Raw genomic sequence first — 15098 nt, 5'->3', positions numbered from 1 at the left:
AAGCCCCGGCCCGCCAGGGCCGAAGCCTGCCCGCCTGGCCGAGCCCGGACCCGCCAGGGCCGAGCCCCGACCCGCAGGGCAAGGCCCTGACTCGCCAGGGTCGAAGCCCGCCCGCCAGGGCCGAGCCCCGACCCGCCAAGGCCCGGCCCCGGCCCGCCAAGCCCCGGCCCCGGCCCGTCGAGGTCGCAAGTCCTACGTCAGCGAAGCCACCCTCTCGCGGTACGTCCGTACCGCCGCCGCGTCCCGGTACGGTTCCAGGCGGCGCTCGAACTCGCGGACGTACTCCACCGCCCGCACCGACCGCATCTCCATCGCCTGCTGCGCGGCCTCCGCGCCCAGCGCGCACGCCTGGTCCAGTTCGCCCAGCCCCAGCCGGGCCGTGGCCAGGACCACCCGGCAGAACAGCCTCGACCGGGCGAACGCCGCGCCCCTCAGCTGGAGCGAGCGTTCCGCGTGCTGCGCCGCCGCGCGGTACTGCTGCAGGTCGCGGTGGGCGTGCCCGAACTCGTCCGCCAGCTGCGCCTCGTCGAAGAGGCGCGCCCAGTGCGGGACGTCGTCACCGGGCCGGGCCGCGCCCAGCGCGCGTTCCGCGCGGACCAGGGACGCCGTGGCGGCGCGCACCTCGCCCAGGACCGCGTGCCCCCGGGCCTCCGCCGCGTGCAGCATCGCCTGGACCACCGGCGGCGGGCCCGAGCCCACGCCCTGCTGGGCGACCCGGGCCAGCTGCACCGCCTCGCGCCCGTGCCCGAGGTACACCGCCTGCCGGCTCATCGTCACCAGCACGTACGAGCCGTACGGCCGGTCCCCGGCCGCCTGGGCCAGGCGCAGCGCCTGGACGAAGTACCGCTGGGCCAGCCCGTGCGCCGCGATGTCGTACGACGTCCAGCCCGCGAGCCGGGTCAGGTCGGCGGCGGCCGCGAACAGCCGCCGCCCCGTCGTCTCCCCGTACGTGCCGCGCAGCATCGGCTCCGCCTCGTGCTCCAGGTACCGCACCAGCGCCTGGCGGGCGTGCCCGCCCCCGTACGCCTGGTCCAGTGTCCGGAACAGCTCGCTCACCGACCGCAGTGCCGCGATGTCCCCGCCGGTCACCCGCTGCCCCGGCCCCCGGTCGATCTGCCGCTGCCGCGGCACCCCGGCCCGGCCCTGCGCGGGGACCCGGGCGGCGGCCGGGTCGGCGCCGCGGCCCACCCGTTCGTCGGCCCGGCCGATCAGCCAGTCCCGGCTCGGCACCACCAGCCCGGCCGGGGTGAAGGCGATCTTGCGCAGTTCCGCGTGCGAGCCGGAGTCCTTGCGCCAGAGCCCGCTGGCGATGTCCACGGCCTCCTCCGGCGTGGCCGCGAACTCCAGACCCGCGTACACCGGCGCGCACGCGTCCAGGCCCAGGTCCTGGGCGGAGAGCCGGCGGCCCAGGCGGCGGGTGAACACCTCGGCGATCAGCGCGGGCGTGGTGCCCCTCGGCTGCTGGCCGCGCAGCCAGCGGGTCACGGACGTCTTGTCGTACCGCAGATCGAGACCATGCTCCAGGCCGAGCTGATCGACGCGGCGGGCGAGCCCGGCGTTGGAGAAACCGGCTTCCGCGATCAAGGCCGCGAGCTGCCGGTTGGGGACGCGCTGGGCTGGTCGTTCCGTCATCGGCTCCACGGTCTCCTGACGTGACGGACCGGGGTCCCGGCCCTGTGAACGGCGTGAATGTAGCGGCGAACTCCGGCGTTACCGCCCCCTTGGTCCCACATTCATCCGATCGTGCGAAGAACCGGGAGGTCTCTTTACGGACAGGCCGCCTAGGCTGCAAGACATGACCCGCACGTCCACCCCGCCGGGGCGCCCCGCCGGGGCTTCCGCCGGGCCTCCGGCCGGGGCCTCCGCCGGCACCCTTGCCGGCACCTCCGCCGGGCTCCCCTCCGCCTCCTCCGCCCCGGGCGCCTCCTCCGCGCCTGCCGCCTCCTCCGCCTCGGGCGCCACCCACGCCTCCGCCTCGGGCGCCCCGCCCGCCTCCGCCTCGGGCGCCACCCCCGCTCCCGCCTCGGGCGCCACGCCCGCCTCCGCCCCGGGCGCCCCGCCCGCCCCCGTCCCGGCCCTCGCCGCCGAGTGCACCGCGCCGCTGCCCGCGCCCGAGCTGACCGAGGCCGAGTGCCGGCGCTGCGGCACGCTCATCGCGGGGCTGGACGGGCGCTACGCGTGCGGGGTCTGCGGCTGGGTCAACGACCACTCGGAGGGGCACCGGAGGCTGCCGCGCGCCGACGAGGACCCGGACCTGCCGCGTCCGGGCCGCCGTCCGCCCAAGCTCCCGCCGGGCCCGCTCGAAGCCCCCGCCTGACCAGCGCTTCCCCGGCCCCGCCCACGGTTGTCCACAGCCCCCCGGCCGCTCCGGACGGCCCCGCGTACCCTTGCTGGAGCGATACGTGCACACAGCAGGTTCAACGAGGAGGCGCTGCGGTGGCTGAGCTGCGGTTTGTCCGGATGGGCTTCGGGGCCGAGGCGGTCGAGTACACCGAGGCGTGGGAGGAGCAGCGGCGCGTGCACGCGGCCCGCTTCGAGGACGCGATCCCCGACACCTGCCTCCTGTTGGAACACCAGTCCGTCTACACGGCCGGCCGGCGCACGGCCGACAGCGAGCGCCCGCTCGACGGCACCCCCGTGATCGACGTGGACCGCGGCGGGAAGATCACCTGGCACGGCCCCGGCCAGCTCGTCGGCTATCCGATCATGAAGCTGCCCCGCCCGGTCGACGTCGTCGCGCACGTGCGCCGCCTGGAGGACGCGCTGATCCGCACGGCCGCCGAGTTCGGCCTGGAGACCACCCGGGTCGAGGGCCGCTCGGGCGTGTGGGTGCTCGGTGACCCGATCGAGCAGCGCCCGTCGCTGGGCGGCCTCGACCTGCACTTCGACCCGCGGCTGACCGACGACGAGTTCGACGCCCGGCTCAACGGCCCGGAGTACGCCCCGTCCAACGCCGGCCAGCGCCGCGAGGACCGCAAGCTGGCCGCCATCGGCATCCGCGTCGCCAAGGGCGTGACCATGCACGGCTTCTCGCTGAACGTGAACCCGGACAACACCTCGTTCGACCGGATCGTGCCGTGCGGCATCCGCGACGCCGGTGTGACCTCGCTCTCGTACGAGCTCGGCCGCGAGGTCACCATCGCCGAGGTGCTGCCGGTGGTCGAGCGCCACCTGAAGGACATCCTGGAGAACGCCGAACTCCGCCCGCGCGAGATAGAGGCGCCGGCAGGCGCCTGAGGGCCCTGACCGGCCCCGTGAACGGCTCCTCGACCGGCCCCTTGAACGGCTCCTGACGGCCCTCGTCCGGCCCGTGGCGGCCTACCACCGGCCTCCCAACGGTCCCTGAGTGGCCCTTGAGCGGCCCGGGAGCGGTCGTGGACCGGCGCGAGGGTGGCCGGAGGCGGACCGGCGCCGGACAGGAGCCGGACCGGCGCCGGACGGGCCCCTGGCCGGGCCCGGTGCCCCGGCACCCGACCGGCGCCCGACCGCGCCACGGTCCCGGACGCGCCCCGCGGCGCGGCCGTCCGGCGCCCCTCCGGGGCCGCCCGCGGAGCCACCGCGGGACCGCCGCGGAGCCACCGCGGGACCGCCGCGGGAATGAGGTCGACCGTCCACAGGTTGGCCGGACGTAAGAGCGTATGAAATTACGGGCGTACCCTGGTGGGCGCCGAAGAATCACAGTCACAGGGAGCCGGTCGTGTCCGCAGTCGCACCCGACGGACGCAAGATGCTGCGCCTGGAGGTCCGCAACAGCCAGACCCCCATCGAGCGCAAGCCCGAGTGGATCAAGACCCGGGCGAAGATGGGTCCCGAGTACACGAAGATGCAGAACCTCGTGAAGGGCGAGGGCCTGCACACCGTGTGCCAGGAGGCCGGCTGTCCGAACATCTACGAATGCTGGGAGGACCGCGAGGCCACCTTCCTCATCGGTGGCGACCAGTGCACCCGGCGCTGCGACTTCTGCCAGATCGACACCGGCAAGCCCGAGGCCCTGGACCGGGACGAGCCCCGCCGCGTCGGCGAGTCCGTGGTCACCATGGACCTGAACTACGCCACCATCACCGGTGTCGCCCGCGACGACCTGGCCGACGGCGGTGCCTGGCTGTACGCCGAGACCGTGCGCCAGATCCACCAGCAGACCGCCGGCCGCGAGGGCGGGCACACCAAGGTCGAGCTGCTGGCCCCCGACTTCAACGCGGTCCCGGAGCTGCTGGAGGAGGTCTTCGCCTCCCGCCCCGAGGTCTTCGCGCACAACGTCGAGACCGTGCCCCGGATCTTCCGCCGCATCCGCCCCGGCTTCCGCTACGAGCGCTCGCTGGAGGTCATCACCAAGGCCCGCGCGTACGGCCTGGTGACCAAGTCCAACCTGATCCTGGGCATGGGCGAGGAGCGCGAGGAGGTCAGCGAGGCGCTGCGCGACCTGCACGAGGCCGGCTGCGAGCTGATCACCATCACCCAGTACCTGCGGCCCTCGCCGCGGCACCACCCCGTGGAGCGCTGGGTGAAGCCGGCGGAGTTCGTGGAGCTGGCGCAGGAGGCCGAGGAGATCGGCTTCTCCGGCGTCATGTCCGGCCCGCTGGTCCGCTCCTCGTACCGCGCGGGGCGCCTCTACACCCAGGCGATGGAGAAGCGCGCGAACGCCTGAGGGCGCGGGCAAACGTGTGAACTCCCGCACAAATAATTACTACTGAGTAATACCGCACTGACGCGGCCTCTAGGCTTCTTCCAGAAGGAGCCCGGCGGGCCGCGTCAATGTTTCATCACTGTTTGACCGCCGGGTCATGCGCTGGTAACACCAATCAGTGATGCTGGGTCCACGCACCGCAGTCACCCCGACGTGAGCACCGAGAAAGGGATCGACATCATGCAGGCCGCGCCCGTTCGCGCCATCGCCATCCCGTCCCTCACCGATGCCCTGCGCGGCATCGAGTCGCTGCTCATCCGCGGCGCCCGCCGCAACGCCTGGACGGCCGTCCTGGAGGACCGCCGCCGGGCCCAGGACCGGGTCGAAACCGAGCACGTGCTCGAAGCCGTGGCCACCCGGACGTCGTAGGGCACGTAAACTTCGCTGTATGGCGAGGAAGTCAAACGCAGACACTGCTGCGAACCCCGGGCGACTGAAGCAGATCGCCCTGACGTACAAGATGACCCGTAAGGCGGACCCCAAGGTCGGCCTCGTCGTGGCGGGCGTGGGAATCGTCACCTTCGGTGTCTTCCTTGCGATCGGCTTCCTGATCGACCACCCGGTCTACCTGGGCATCCTGGGCTTCCTGGTGGCGTTCCTCGCGATGGCGATCGTCTTCGGGCGGCGGGCCGAACGGGCCGCGTTCGGGCAGATGGAAGGCCAGCCGGGTGCGGCCGCGGCCGTCCTGGACAACGTGGGACGCGGCTGGACCACCACCCCGGCCGTGGCGATGAACCGCAACCAGGACATCGTCCACCGCGCGGTCGGCCGGGCCGGCGTCGTGCTGGTGGCCGAGGGCAACCCGAACCGGCTCAAGCCGCTGCTCGCGGCCGAGAAGAAGAAGATGGCCCGGATCATGCCGGACGTCCCGGTCCACGACATCATCGTCGGCACCGGTGAGGGCCAGGTGCCCCTGAAGAAGGTCCGCACCACGCTCCTGAAGCTCCCGCGCGTGCTGCCCGGCCCCCAGGTCACCCAGGTCAACGACAAGCTGCGGGCCATGGGCGACCTCATGAGCAACATGCCGCTCCCGAAGGGCCCCATGCCGAAGGGCATGCGGATGCCGCGCGGCGGAAAGATGCGCTGAACCGCTTTTCGTATACGACCCGAGGGGCCGCCTCGAAGCCTGAGCTTCGGGGCGGCCCCTCGGGCACGAGCACGTACGACGAGCGCGTCCAGGACGGGCCGCAGGCCGGGGATCGGCCGTCGTGCGGCAACGGACAGCCGTAGGCCTCGCACGGCCTTCGGGACGGCCCTGGGCCTCGCAGACGGCCTTCGGGCGGCCTTGGGCCTCGCGCGACCTCGACCGACGCCTCTCGGCCGACGCCTCTCGGTCGGCGGCTCTCGACCGGCGGCCTCGGCCGACGGCCTCAGATCCGGACCTGCACCGCCTTGGCGAGCCGGTCGTGCAGCCCGCGGCCGTCGCGGTCCCAGATCAGCGCCGGGACGACCAGGGCCAGCAGCAGCGTCCGCAGCACCACCCGGCCGGCACCGAGGCGCCCGCCGTCCTCCGCGACCACCCGCAGGCCGACCAGCCGCTTGCCCGGAGTGAAGCCGACGGTGCCCACGGTCAGGACGCTCAGGACCACGAAGAGCAGCAGCGTCCAGGTGCCGGCCCCCTCGGTGTCACCGCCCGTGATCAGGCCGTACGCGATGAGCTGGCAGGCCACCCAGTCGATGCACACCGCACCGAGCCGGCGCCCGAAACGGGCCACCGAACCGGCGCCCTCCTGGGGCAGGCCGAGGCGCTGACCCGGGTAGCCGAAGTCGACACCCATGTCCTCGGCCGCCGCGCGGGGGCCGGAGAGCCACGATCCGATTGCTTCCCTCTTGTCCACTCGACCACGGTACCTGTGGCGCTCCAGAGCCCCTCGGCGGGGACCCGGTTAACTTGTGCGAAACAAATGGGTCATGCTTGAGAAATGCCTGCTGCTTATGGTCGGGTCAGCGTGCGGCACCGCACTGACGCACCACGAGCTACACAAGCCCGCCCTGCCCCGGGGTCGGGAGTAGGAGGAGTTGGATGTTCCAGAACGCCGACGAGATCAAGAAGTACATCGCGGACAACGACGTCAAGTTCATCGACGTCCGGTTCTGCGACCTGCCCGGTGTGATGCAGCACTTCAGCGTCCCGGCGGCGGCGTTCGACCCGAGCGAGGAGCTGGCCTTCGACGGCTCCTCGATCCGCGGTTTCCAGGCCATCCACGAGTCGGACATGGCGCTGCGCGCCGACCTGTCCACCGCGCGCCTGGACCCGTTCCGCCGCGACAAGACGCTGAACATCAACTTCTTCATCCACGACCCGATCACGGGCGAGGCCTACAGCCGCGACCCGCGCAACATCGCCAAGAAGGCCGAGGCCTACCTCGCCTCCACCGGCATCGCCGACACCGCGTACTTCGGCCCCGAGGCCGAGTTCTACGTGTTCGACAGCGTGCGCTTCGCCACGTCTGCGAACGAGTCCTTCTACCACATCGACTCCGAGGCCGGCGCCTGGAACACCGGCAAGGAGGAGAACAACCGCGGTTACAAGGTCCGCTACAAGGGCGGCTACTTCCCGGTCGCCCCGGTCGACCACTTCGCCGACCTGCGCGCCGAGATCTCCCTGGAGCTCGACGCCGCGGGCCTGCAGGTCGAGCGCCAGCACCACGAGGTGGGCACCGGCGGCCAGGCCGAGATCAACTACAAGTTCAACACGCTGCTCGCCGCGGCCGACGACCTGATGCTCTTCAAGTACATCGTGAAGAACGTCGCCTGGCGCAACGGCAAGACCGCGACCTTCATGCCGAAGCCGATCTTCGGCGACAACGGCTCGGGCATGCACGTCCACCAGTCCCTGTGGCAGGGCGGCGACCCGCTGTTCTACGACGAGGCGGGCTACGCGGGCCTGTCGGACACCGCCCGCTACTACATCGGCGGCATCCTCAAGCACGCCCCGTCGCTGCTGGCCTTCACCAACCCGACGGTGAACTCCTACCACCGCCTGGTCCCCGGCTTCGAGGCCCCGGTCAACCTGGTCTACTCGCAGCGCAACCGCTCCGCCGCCATGCGCATCCCGATCACGGGCTCGAACCCGAAGGCCAAGCGCGTCGAGTTCCGCGCCCCGGACCCGTCCTCGAACCCGTACCTCGCCTTCTCGGCGCTGCTCCTCGCGGGCCTCGACGGCGTCAAGAACAAGATCGAGCCGATGGAGCCGATCGACAAGGACCTCTACGAGCTCGCCCCCGAGGAGCACGCGGGCGTCCCCCAGGTCCCGACCAACCTCGAGTCGGTCCTCAACGCCCTGGAGGAGGACAACGAGTACCTCCAGGCCGGCGGCGTCTTCACCGCGGACCTGATCGAGACCTGGATCGACTACAAGCGCACGAACGAGATCGCCCCGATCCAGCTCCGCCCGCACCCGCACGAGTTCGAGCTCTACTTCGACCTGTAAACCGGCCCGCAGTCCGCACCGGTCGCAGCACCTCGTATCAGGCAGCACCACCACGAGCGGCCGCCCCCGTCCCACCGGACGGGGGCGGTCGCTCCGGCGTTTCTAGGAAGGGTTGCCGACCCGCACCGCCAGTAGAGCGCCGTCGTTCAGGCCGACGACGAGATGATCCCCGGCCTGCACGACGGAGAAGACCTCACGGCGCACCGGAATCTCCATGACCAGCCGGCGCTCGGCGAGGTCCCACAGGCGGACCACCCGCTCGGTCTGGGCGGCGGTGGCGAGGAGCACCTGGTCGCGGAGCTGGAAGGGCTCCGCCATGCTCAGCCAGCCGACGCTGACCTCCAGCGGGTCCGGAGCTCGCTCCGCCGGGGGATCCAGAAAGTGAACCCAGCCGCTGCCGAGCCGGTCCTCCTGGTGGTCCTGGCGGTGGGCGGTCATGGCCAGCAGGATCCGGTCGTCGAGGACCACGGCAGTGTGCCGACCCAACGCCGCACCGGCGATCACCCCGGTCTCGTCCACGGTGCCGGTCAACGGGTCCCACGCGGTCACGATCCCTCCCTGGAACTCGCCCGGCCACAGGCCGAAGTGGCCGGTGTGCACGGAGACGAGGTGCCGCCCGTCCGCACCTTCCATGGTGCACAGGCTGTTGACCAGCCCCTCCCCGCTCAGCATGCTCGCGACCACCTCGTCCCCGGAGAGGTCCCAGAGATCGACCCGGTTGCCCTTCTCGTCCCGGGAGGCTATGCCGAGGCACGGGCGACCGTGGACCTCCAGCGCGCAAAGGTCGACCACGCGACCCTTCCTCCTGGTCCGCAGTCCGTCTCCCGTGGCGGGGGACCAGATCTGTACGGTGGATTCTGCAGTACTACGGCTCGCTACGGCGAGGGCCGCCTCGCCCCCGATGCTCGCGGAGCAGACCGCATCGACGTGGGCGTGGGGGGTGTGGACCCGGCCGATCACCGCGCCCGTGGCCACGTCATGGACCGAGACCCAGCCCGCCGTCCCGCTGCCGGCCACGGCAGGCCGCCCGTCGACGTCGAGGGCGGTCAGTGACCCGACCCAGCTTCCGGCGCGGCGGTCGCCCTCCGCGGGCTCCGCCGGACCGTCCAGATCCCACAACCGGACGGTGCAGTCCTCTCCCGAACTGGCGATGAGCGTCTCGTCGGCCGTGGCCACGACGGCCAGGGCACCCACCCAGCCGTGGTGGCCCTCCAGCCGGTGTGTGACCCGGCGGGACTGCGGATCCCACACCATCACCGTGCCGGACTCCTCCTGGCCGTATCCTGCGACGACGAGATCACGGCCCGCCACGCGGACGCCGAGCAGTTCGTACGCGGTGCCCTCGCCGCCTTCGAGGGTGCCGACGCGCCGTCCCGTACGGGCGTCCCAGAGCGCCACGAGGTGGTCGCGCTCTGAAGATTCCCTGACGGCCAACAAGGTCGCCCCGGCGGCCGACACCGCGGCGAGTGCGCCGTCGCTGGCGCCCGACACGGCAAAGGAGCGCAGGCTTTCCCCGGTGGCGGGATCCCACAAACGGATCCGGGAACGGCCGTCGGCCAAGGTCACGAGGACGGCCAGCAGGGTGCGTCCGTCGAGCGTGAGCGGACACACTGCGGAGAGGCTGTCGCACCGGGGCCGGAAGGTCCGTACGAGCCGTCCGTCGTGAGGGTCCCAGACGTTGACACGCCGGTCCGTTCCATGGCTGACCAGGCAGGCCCGGTGGTCGATCTTCAGGATGCACAGGTCACCCACGGGGTGGCGGTGCCCTTCCAGAGTGCGCACGAGCTCACCCGTCTCGGGGTTCCAGAGCCGGACGGCCCCGTCAAGTCCCCCGGCGGCCAGCAGCTCGGTTCCGCCTCCCGTCGGCACCGGGCACAGCGCCTGGACCCAGCCCGACGGATGGGGGGGCACATGTCCGACGGGGCCCGTCTGCGGGTCCCAGATCCGTATGCCGTCGTCGGCGACGCTCGCCAGCCGGGGGCGGCCGTCCGACCGGAACGCGCACAACGCGTGGACCTTCTCCGTGTGGCCTTCGAACACCGAGATCTCGACCGACGGAGAGGCGGTGGACCACACCGCTCGGTACGGGGTGGCCAGAGGGTGGTCCCGGTACGTCGTGCCGAGCCCCTCCTGGACCTCCGTCATGCTGTAGAGCGCCACACGCTCCGCTGCCGGGACGTCGATCGCCCGAGGGGTCTGGCGCAGCAGCTTCGCACGCTCCCGACCGTGTTCGGTACCGGCCCTCCGGGCCTCGGGGACCAGGCGGCGGAGGTCGGCGTGGAGCGGGTAGTCGTCCTCGGCCAGTAGGCGGTCGATCGCTCCGGCCCGGGCGGCGTGGACGGCGAGCGAGCGCAGGAGATAGGCCGGTGCTGCGGCCCAGCCGACTCGGGCACCCTCGGCGATGAATGCGTGGGCGAGCGCCCGCTGATCGGCCGTGACGGATGCCAGGTCCGCCCGGGTGGTGCGCAGGGAGTCGCTCAGGGCCTGGTGGAAGAGCCGGAAGGAGGCGTTCTCACTACCGTCGGCCGATGCCTCGACGAGGAAGTTCGCAGCCGAGGTGCGGGCGAAGCCGAGCAGCTCCGCCTCAGTGGGAGCCGTCCCGAACAGCGCCCGCAAGGCCGTGCGCCACAGCCCCGTGGTCAGGCCCGGGTCTTCGGCGTAGACGAGTGGCAGCAACACGTCGGCGGCTGCGAGGGGGCCTACGCCGGGCAGCAGGCGCAGGTACTCGCGCAGCGACGAATCCACGGTTGCGGGGAAGGCCATGCCCACCGGGTCCACGGCCTCGACGTCATGGATCCCGTGGGTACGGGCCACTAGGCCGGCAACCAGGAAGTTCCCCTCGGCCAGGGCGGCGATGCGTGCGGCCACCGGCAGTGCCACGGCGGGGTCGGCGTAAGGATTGCCCGGCCGCTCGTCGCCGTGCAGCTGGAGCGTCGCCAGGGCGTACGCGGTGAGGTCGGCCGGGGCGGACCAGACTGGTGCATCGAGATCCAGGACACGGGCCGTCCGCCCGAAGGTCCCGAGCAGGTCGCCCGCCCCGTCCCGACGCCGTGTGCCGACAACCACTCTGACCTGGAGGTCCGCGCATGTCTCGGCCAGCGGGACGAGGACGCGGTGGACGATCGTCCGCGCCTCGTCGGGAGACACCACCTCGTCCAGCGCGTCCAGGACGAGGACGAACGGTGGTCCGTCCGGCCGGGACTCCAGAGCCGCACGGAGGGCAGGAAGCAGGTCGACCACCTCCCCGGGCGGCGGGGACCCGGCCGCCCGGGCGATCTCCGTCGCCACCTCCAGCGCGGTCTTGCCCTTGGCGTGGACCGCGCACCCCACGGATCCGAGTGGGGCCCGAATCGCGGTGTCCCGTGTGGGCAGTGCGGCGGCCGTCGCGGAGTCGGACGTGGTGATGATCCTGCTCAGCACGGCGGACTTCCCCGAACCGGGAGCTCCGGTGACCACCAGCACCTGGCGGTGTGTCCGGCCGGGCCCAAGGGCGGAGACGATCTCCCGCAGCACGGCTTCCCTGCCGCGAAACCGGTTTCCCCGTTCGGCTTCCGTGCTGACGCCCCTGGCGCGCGGCCGCCAGTGCCGTCCGGCCTCCGGGTCGTCCCCGAGGGACCATGCCCATGGCGCCGACATCGTTCCCCCGTCCCATGACGGGGAGGGGGCGGCGTCGAGGTCGTGGAGCCGTTGCTCCGGCAGCAACCGGTCGATGCCCCAGAGGGTGAGGGCCCGGGCGTCCCCCGTGGCGCTGTGGGCCTGCCCGACCATCCCGACGACGGCTTGGTGGGCGGAGGACCATACGGCCGCGCCGCTGAAACCCCCTTTGACCGGATAGCGGGGGTTGCCGCTGTCCAGGCGCATCCACCCGTACCCGAGGGCTTCGCCGACCGAGCCGTCCGCGGAGTTGCCCAGGACTCCGTCCGGGAAACCGAACGACCACCAGCCCGTGCCGACGAGCTCTTCGGCGTTGGGTCGGCGCAAGGGAGCCGCGAGGCCCGCGGGCGCAGGTTCGGACAGCACCAGCATCGCTACGTCGCGGATCTCGTGGTCGGCGGCCTGCGGCAAGGCGATCTCGGCCACTCGGACACGACGGTCCAGGTGGCCTTCGGCCTTGGGCAAGGCGACCCACAGCACACCCTGCTTGGCCCAGATCGCCTCGACAACGTGCGCACAGGTAAGGACGCGGCGGCCGTCGACGAGGAAACCGGAGCCCAGCGGACGCATGTCGTGCTCCGACGCGTGCACCGAGGCGACCCAGGAGTTGCTCCGGGGCCGGGGGCCGACTGGATCCGCGTTCACCCCTGGGGCGCCGGGCCGTCCGTGTCCTGGCGCGGCTCCCAGCTCAGGGTGATCTCGAAGTTGGCCTCCGTGGCGGCTTTGGCCACGATCCAGTTCGCCGTGCCGTTGACCTTGAGTCCGAACTTGACCTCGACCTGGTCCGGTCGTAGCTCCGCGATCCGGTGCAGTACGGTGCGCGCCGCCTCCACCGCAGGGCCGGCGGCGTCCCGGACCCGACCGGCGACGTCCTCGGACGACACCGGGTGCCAGTTGCCCGTCGGCTCTGCCTCGAACCTGACCACGGTTCCGTCGTCCAGCGCGTAGGACACGACCTCCGCCACGTTCCCCCCTCGTTCGTGTCTGCGGAAGGAGTCTACGGGGCGTCACCGTCCCTTCGCTCAGGGGCCCGTGGGTGAGTGGAGGACGGACATGCCGCTCGTCAGTTCGCGCAGGGCCTGGAGGGCCAGGTCTGCCGGGGAGCCAGGGCCCGTGGTGGGGCCGTCCGTGGTGGACCAGGTTTCCAGGGCCACGCGGATGGCGTCCGTGGCGGCGGCGGCCAGGAGGCGGACGGCCAGGGGGGTGGTGCCGGGGGGTGCCAGGGTGGTGAGGATCGGGATCAGGCGTTCCTCCGAGTCCTGGTTGACGCGGTACCAGACGGCGCGCAGCGCCGGGTCGTCGGTGGAGGCGCGCAGGAGGCCGCGGGTCCACCGCAGGCCCTCCTCGACGGCCACCGTGCCGGTGAGGGAGCGGGTGATCGCGCGCTCCAGGGCTTCGGCCAGCGGGGTGCCCGGGGTCTCCTCGGCGAGCAGGGCCCGCCACTCGTCGCCGCCGCCGGCCAGCAGCGGGGCGACCGCCTCCTGCTTGTTGCGGAAGTAGCGGTAGAACGTGCGCAGTGCCACGCCCGCGCGGCGGGCGATGTCCTCGGCGGTGGTGCCGTCGGGACCGTGTTCGGCGAAGAGCTCGCAGGCGGCGCGCGCGATGTCCAGCTGGGTCGCCGCCTTGCGTCGCTCGGTCAGCGACTGGGCGGCGGCACCGGTCCGTGGGGTGTACGGGCGAGGGGAGTTCACCCTTGCAGGGTACCGTGATCGTAGGACACAACTGCATTCTTTGACAGCCTGGCAAAACGTGTCATGGGGTGGGTACCCTCCCTCCCATGAACCGTTACGAAGGACGTCGTGTCCTCATCACCGGCGGCGGCTCCGGCATCGGCCGCGCCACCGTCCACCGCATCCTCGCCGAGGGCGGCCGGGTGCACACCGTCGACGTCGACGAGGCCGGGCTCAAGGCCACCGCGGAGCAGGCGGCCGCGGCGGGGGTGGCGGAGCGGCTGACCACCGCCGTGCTCGACATATCCGACGAGAGGTCGGTGCGCGAGGGCGTCGGTGCCGCCGTGGAGCTCCTCGGCGGCCTGGACGTCTTGGTCAACGCGGCCGGCATCCTGCGCTCGGAGCACACCCACAAGACCACGCTGGAGCTCTGGAACAAGGTCCTCACGGTCAACCTCACCGGCACCTTCCTGATGATCCGCGAAGCCGTGCCGGCGCTGCTGGCCGGTGACCGGCCGGTGGTGGTCAACTTCAGCTCGACCTCGGCCTCCTTCGCCCACCCCTACATGTCCGCCTACGCCGCCAGCAAGGGCGGCATCCAGGCCATGACCCACGCGCTGGCCGCCGAGTACAGCAAGCAGGGGCTGCGCGTGGTCAGCGTCGCGCCCGGTTCCATCGAGAGCGGGATGACGACCGGCACCGGCCCCGGGCTGCCCGAGGACACGGACTGGAGCCTGTTCGCCAAGCTCGCCCCGGTCATCGGCCAGGGCTTCGCCGGCCCGGAGACCGTGGCCGGCGTGGTCGCCATGCTGGGCTCCGAGGACGGTGCCTTCATCACCGGCACCGAGATCCGGATCGACGGCGGCACCCACTGCTGAGCCCCGGCCTCCGGCGTCCGGGCTCCGGCGTCCGGGCTCCGGCCTCCGGGGCCCGTGCCGGTCCCGGAGCCCGGGGGCCGCGAGCCCGGAGCCCGGGGGCCGCGAGCCCGGCTTCCGGGCCCCCGGCACCCGGCCTAAGCCCTGAAGCGCTCCCACAGCCGGGGGAATCGTTCCGCCAGGGCCGCGTCGTCCTCGAAGTCCAGCGGCGTGCCCGACGGTTCGGCCGGCGGGACCGGGATGCCGAGGTCCGGCGCCACCAGCCCGGTCAGCTGCTCGTACGCCTCGTCCGCCGCGTAGCCGAGCTCCTCGCCGTCCCCGTCGATCTCCTCGTCGAAGTCGTCGAGCAGCTCGGCCAGCTGGTCCGGGTCGTGGACCGCGCCCTCGAAGACCTCCCGGCCCTGGCCGATGAGCCAGCACCGGAAGTAGTCGAACGCGTCGTCGCTGGCCCCGTCGAGCAGCACGCACGCCGCGCCCCACAGGTCCCACGTGTACGCGCGGTTGTAGCGCGCCTCGAAGTGCCGGGCGAAGTCCAGCACGGAGTCCGGATCGAGCGCCGTCAGCCGCTCCACCAGCAGGTCCGCGTGTTCCTCGGGATCGCCCTCGGCGGCCTCGCGGGTGCTGTCGACGATCTCCCAGAACTCCGTCTCGTCCATCACGGGATCCAGCATCCTGGCTCCGCAGGAACCCCGCCACCGCGAGAATCCGACAGTATGAGGTCCGGTGGGCGACCCGTACACGCCGGAGGCGGGCCCCCCCCCCCGGGGGGGGGGGGGCCCCCC

At 72.3% G+C, this 15098-nt stretch carries 13 protein-coding genes; 7 read left to right on the top strand and 6 right to left on the bottom strand.

What is annotated here, in order from left to right:
• Nucleotides 1-192: 192 nt before the first annotated feature.
• Nucleotides 193-1632: an NsdA family TPR-like regulatory protein gene (locus tag LG632_RS25565; RefSeq protein ID WP_226729911.1), complete on the bottom strand. Its 1440-nt coding sequence runs from the start codon at nt 1630-1632 to the stop codon at nt 193-195.
• A 163-nt stretch (nt 1633-1795) separates the two neighbouring features.
• Between LG632_RS25565 and LG632_RS30365 the strand changes: the two genes are divergently transcribed.
• The 5 genes from LG632_RS30365 to LG632_RS25540 all read left to right on the top strand — a co-directional run bounded on the left by LG632_RS30365 (nt 1796) and on the right by LG632_RS25540 (nt 5771).
• The gene (locus LG632_RS30365) at nt 1796-2317 is read left to right on the top strand and encodes a hypothetical protein (RefSeq protein ID WP_264202250.1); all 522 of its coding nucleotides are present in this window, start codon (nt 1796-1798) and stop codon (nt 2315-2317) included.
• A gap of 119 nt (nt 2318-2436) precedes the next feature.
• On the top strand, nt 2437-3237 hold the full coding sequence (gene lipB / locus LG632_RS25555) for a lipoyl(octanoyl) transferase LipB (protein ID WP_226729910.1): 801 nt from the start codon (nt 2437-2439) through the stop codon (nt 3235-3237).
• A gap of 460 nt (nt 3238-3697) precedes the next feature.
• The gene (gene lipA, locus LG632_RS25550; RefSeq protein WP_226729909.1) at nt 3698-4645 is read left to right on the top strand and encodes a lipoyl synthase; all 948 of its coding nucleotides are present in this window, start codon (nt 3698-3700) and stop codon (nt 4643-4645) included.
• Nucleotides 4646-4864: 219 nt separating this feature from the next.
• The gene (locus tag LG632_RS25545) at nt 4865-5053 is read left to right on the top strand and encodes an SCO2195 family GlnR-regulated protein (RefSeq protein WP_125645957.1); all 189 of its coding nucleotides are present in this window, start codon (nt 4865-4867) and stop codon (nt 5051-5053) included.
• A gap of 19 nt (nt 5054-5072) precedes the next feature.
• Nucleotides 5073-5771, top strand: coding sequence for a DUF4191 domain-containing protein (locus tag LG632_RS25540; protein WP_226729908.1), 699 nt, complete (start codon nt 5073-5075; stop codon nt 5769-5771).
• A 283-nt stretch (nt 5772-6054) separates the two neighbouring features.
• On the opposite strand, the gene LG632_RS25535 is transcribed toward LG632_RS25540, so the two are convergent.
• On the bottom strand, nt 6055-6522 hold the full coding sequence (locus LG632_RS25535) for an RDD family protein (protein WP_226729907.1): 468 nt from the start codon (nt 6520-6522) through the stop codon (nt 6055-6057).
• Between the two features lie 185 nt (nt 6523-6707).
• On the opposite strand from LG632_RS25535, the gene glnA reads away from it, so the two are divergent.
• On the top strand, nt 6708-8117 hold the full coding sequence (gene glnA, locus LG632_RS25530) for a type I glutamate--ammonia ligase (protein ID WP_226729906.1): 1410 nt from the start codon (nt 6708-6710) through the stop codon (nt 8115-8117).
• Nucleotides 8118-8219: 102 nt separating this feature from the next.
• On the opposite strand, the gene LG632_RS25525 is transcribed toward glnA, so the two are convergent.
• Genes LG632_RS25525 through LG632_RS25515 form a run of 3 tightly spaced genes read right to left on the bottom strand, consistent with a single transcriptional unit; the run spans nt 8220 to nt 13462 of the window.
• Nucleotides 8220-12416, bottom strand: a complete 4197-nt coding sequence (locus tag LG632_RS25525) for an AAA family ATPase (RefSeq protein WP_374203576.1) — start codon at nt 12414-12416, stop codon at nt 8220-8222.
• Complete coding sequence (locus LG632_RS25520) at nt 12413-12736, bottom strand: CU044_2847 family protein (RefSeq protein WP_226729904.1); 324 nt, start codon at nt 12734-12736, stop codon at nt 12413-12415. The genes LG632_RS25525 and LG632_RS25520 overlap by 4 nt, the downstream gene beginning before the upstream one ends.
• Nucleotides 12737-12793: 57 nt before the next feature.
• Nucleotides 12794-13462: a TetR/AcrR family transcriptional regulator gene (locus tag LG632_RS25515; protein ID WP_226729903.1), complete on the bottom strand. Its 669-nt coding sequence runs from the start codon at nt 13460-13462 to the stop codon at nt 12794-12796.
• A gap of 86 nt (nt 13463-13548) precedes the next feature.
• Here LG632_RS25515 and LG632_RS25510 point away from each other — a divergent pair, with 86 nt between their 5' ends.
• Nucleotides 13549-14319 carry an SDR family NAD(P)-dependent oxidoreductase gene (locus tag LG632_RS25510; protein ID WP_226729902.1) on the top strand — a complete coding sequence of 257 codons (771 nt, stop codon included), beginning with the start codon at nt 13549-13551 and terminating at the stop codon, nt 14317-14319.
• Between the two features lie 134 nt (nt 14320-14453).
• Here LG632_RS25510 and LG632_RS25505 read toward each other — a convergent pair whose 3' ends face one another.
• Complete coding sequence (locus LG632_RS25505; protein ID WP_226729912.1) at nt 14454-14972, bottom strand: DUF4240 domain-containing protein; 519 nt, start codon at nt 14970-14972, stop codon at nt 14454-14456.
• Nucleotides 14973-15098: the final 126 nt, after the last annotated feature.

The sequence above is a fragment of the Streptomyces antimicrobicus genome (genome assembly GCF_020532625.1).
GTDB classification, from domain to species: Bacteria; Actinomycetota; Actinomycetes; order Streptomycetales; family Streptomycetaceae; genus Streptomyces; species Streptomyces antimicrobicus.
Note: the sequence above shows the minus strand (reverse complement) of the source record. Positions and strands in the feature narration are given on the sequence as shown.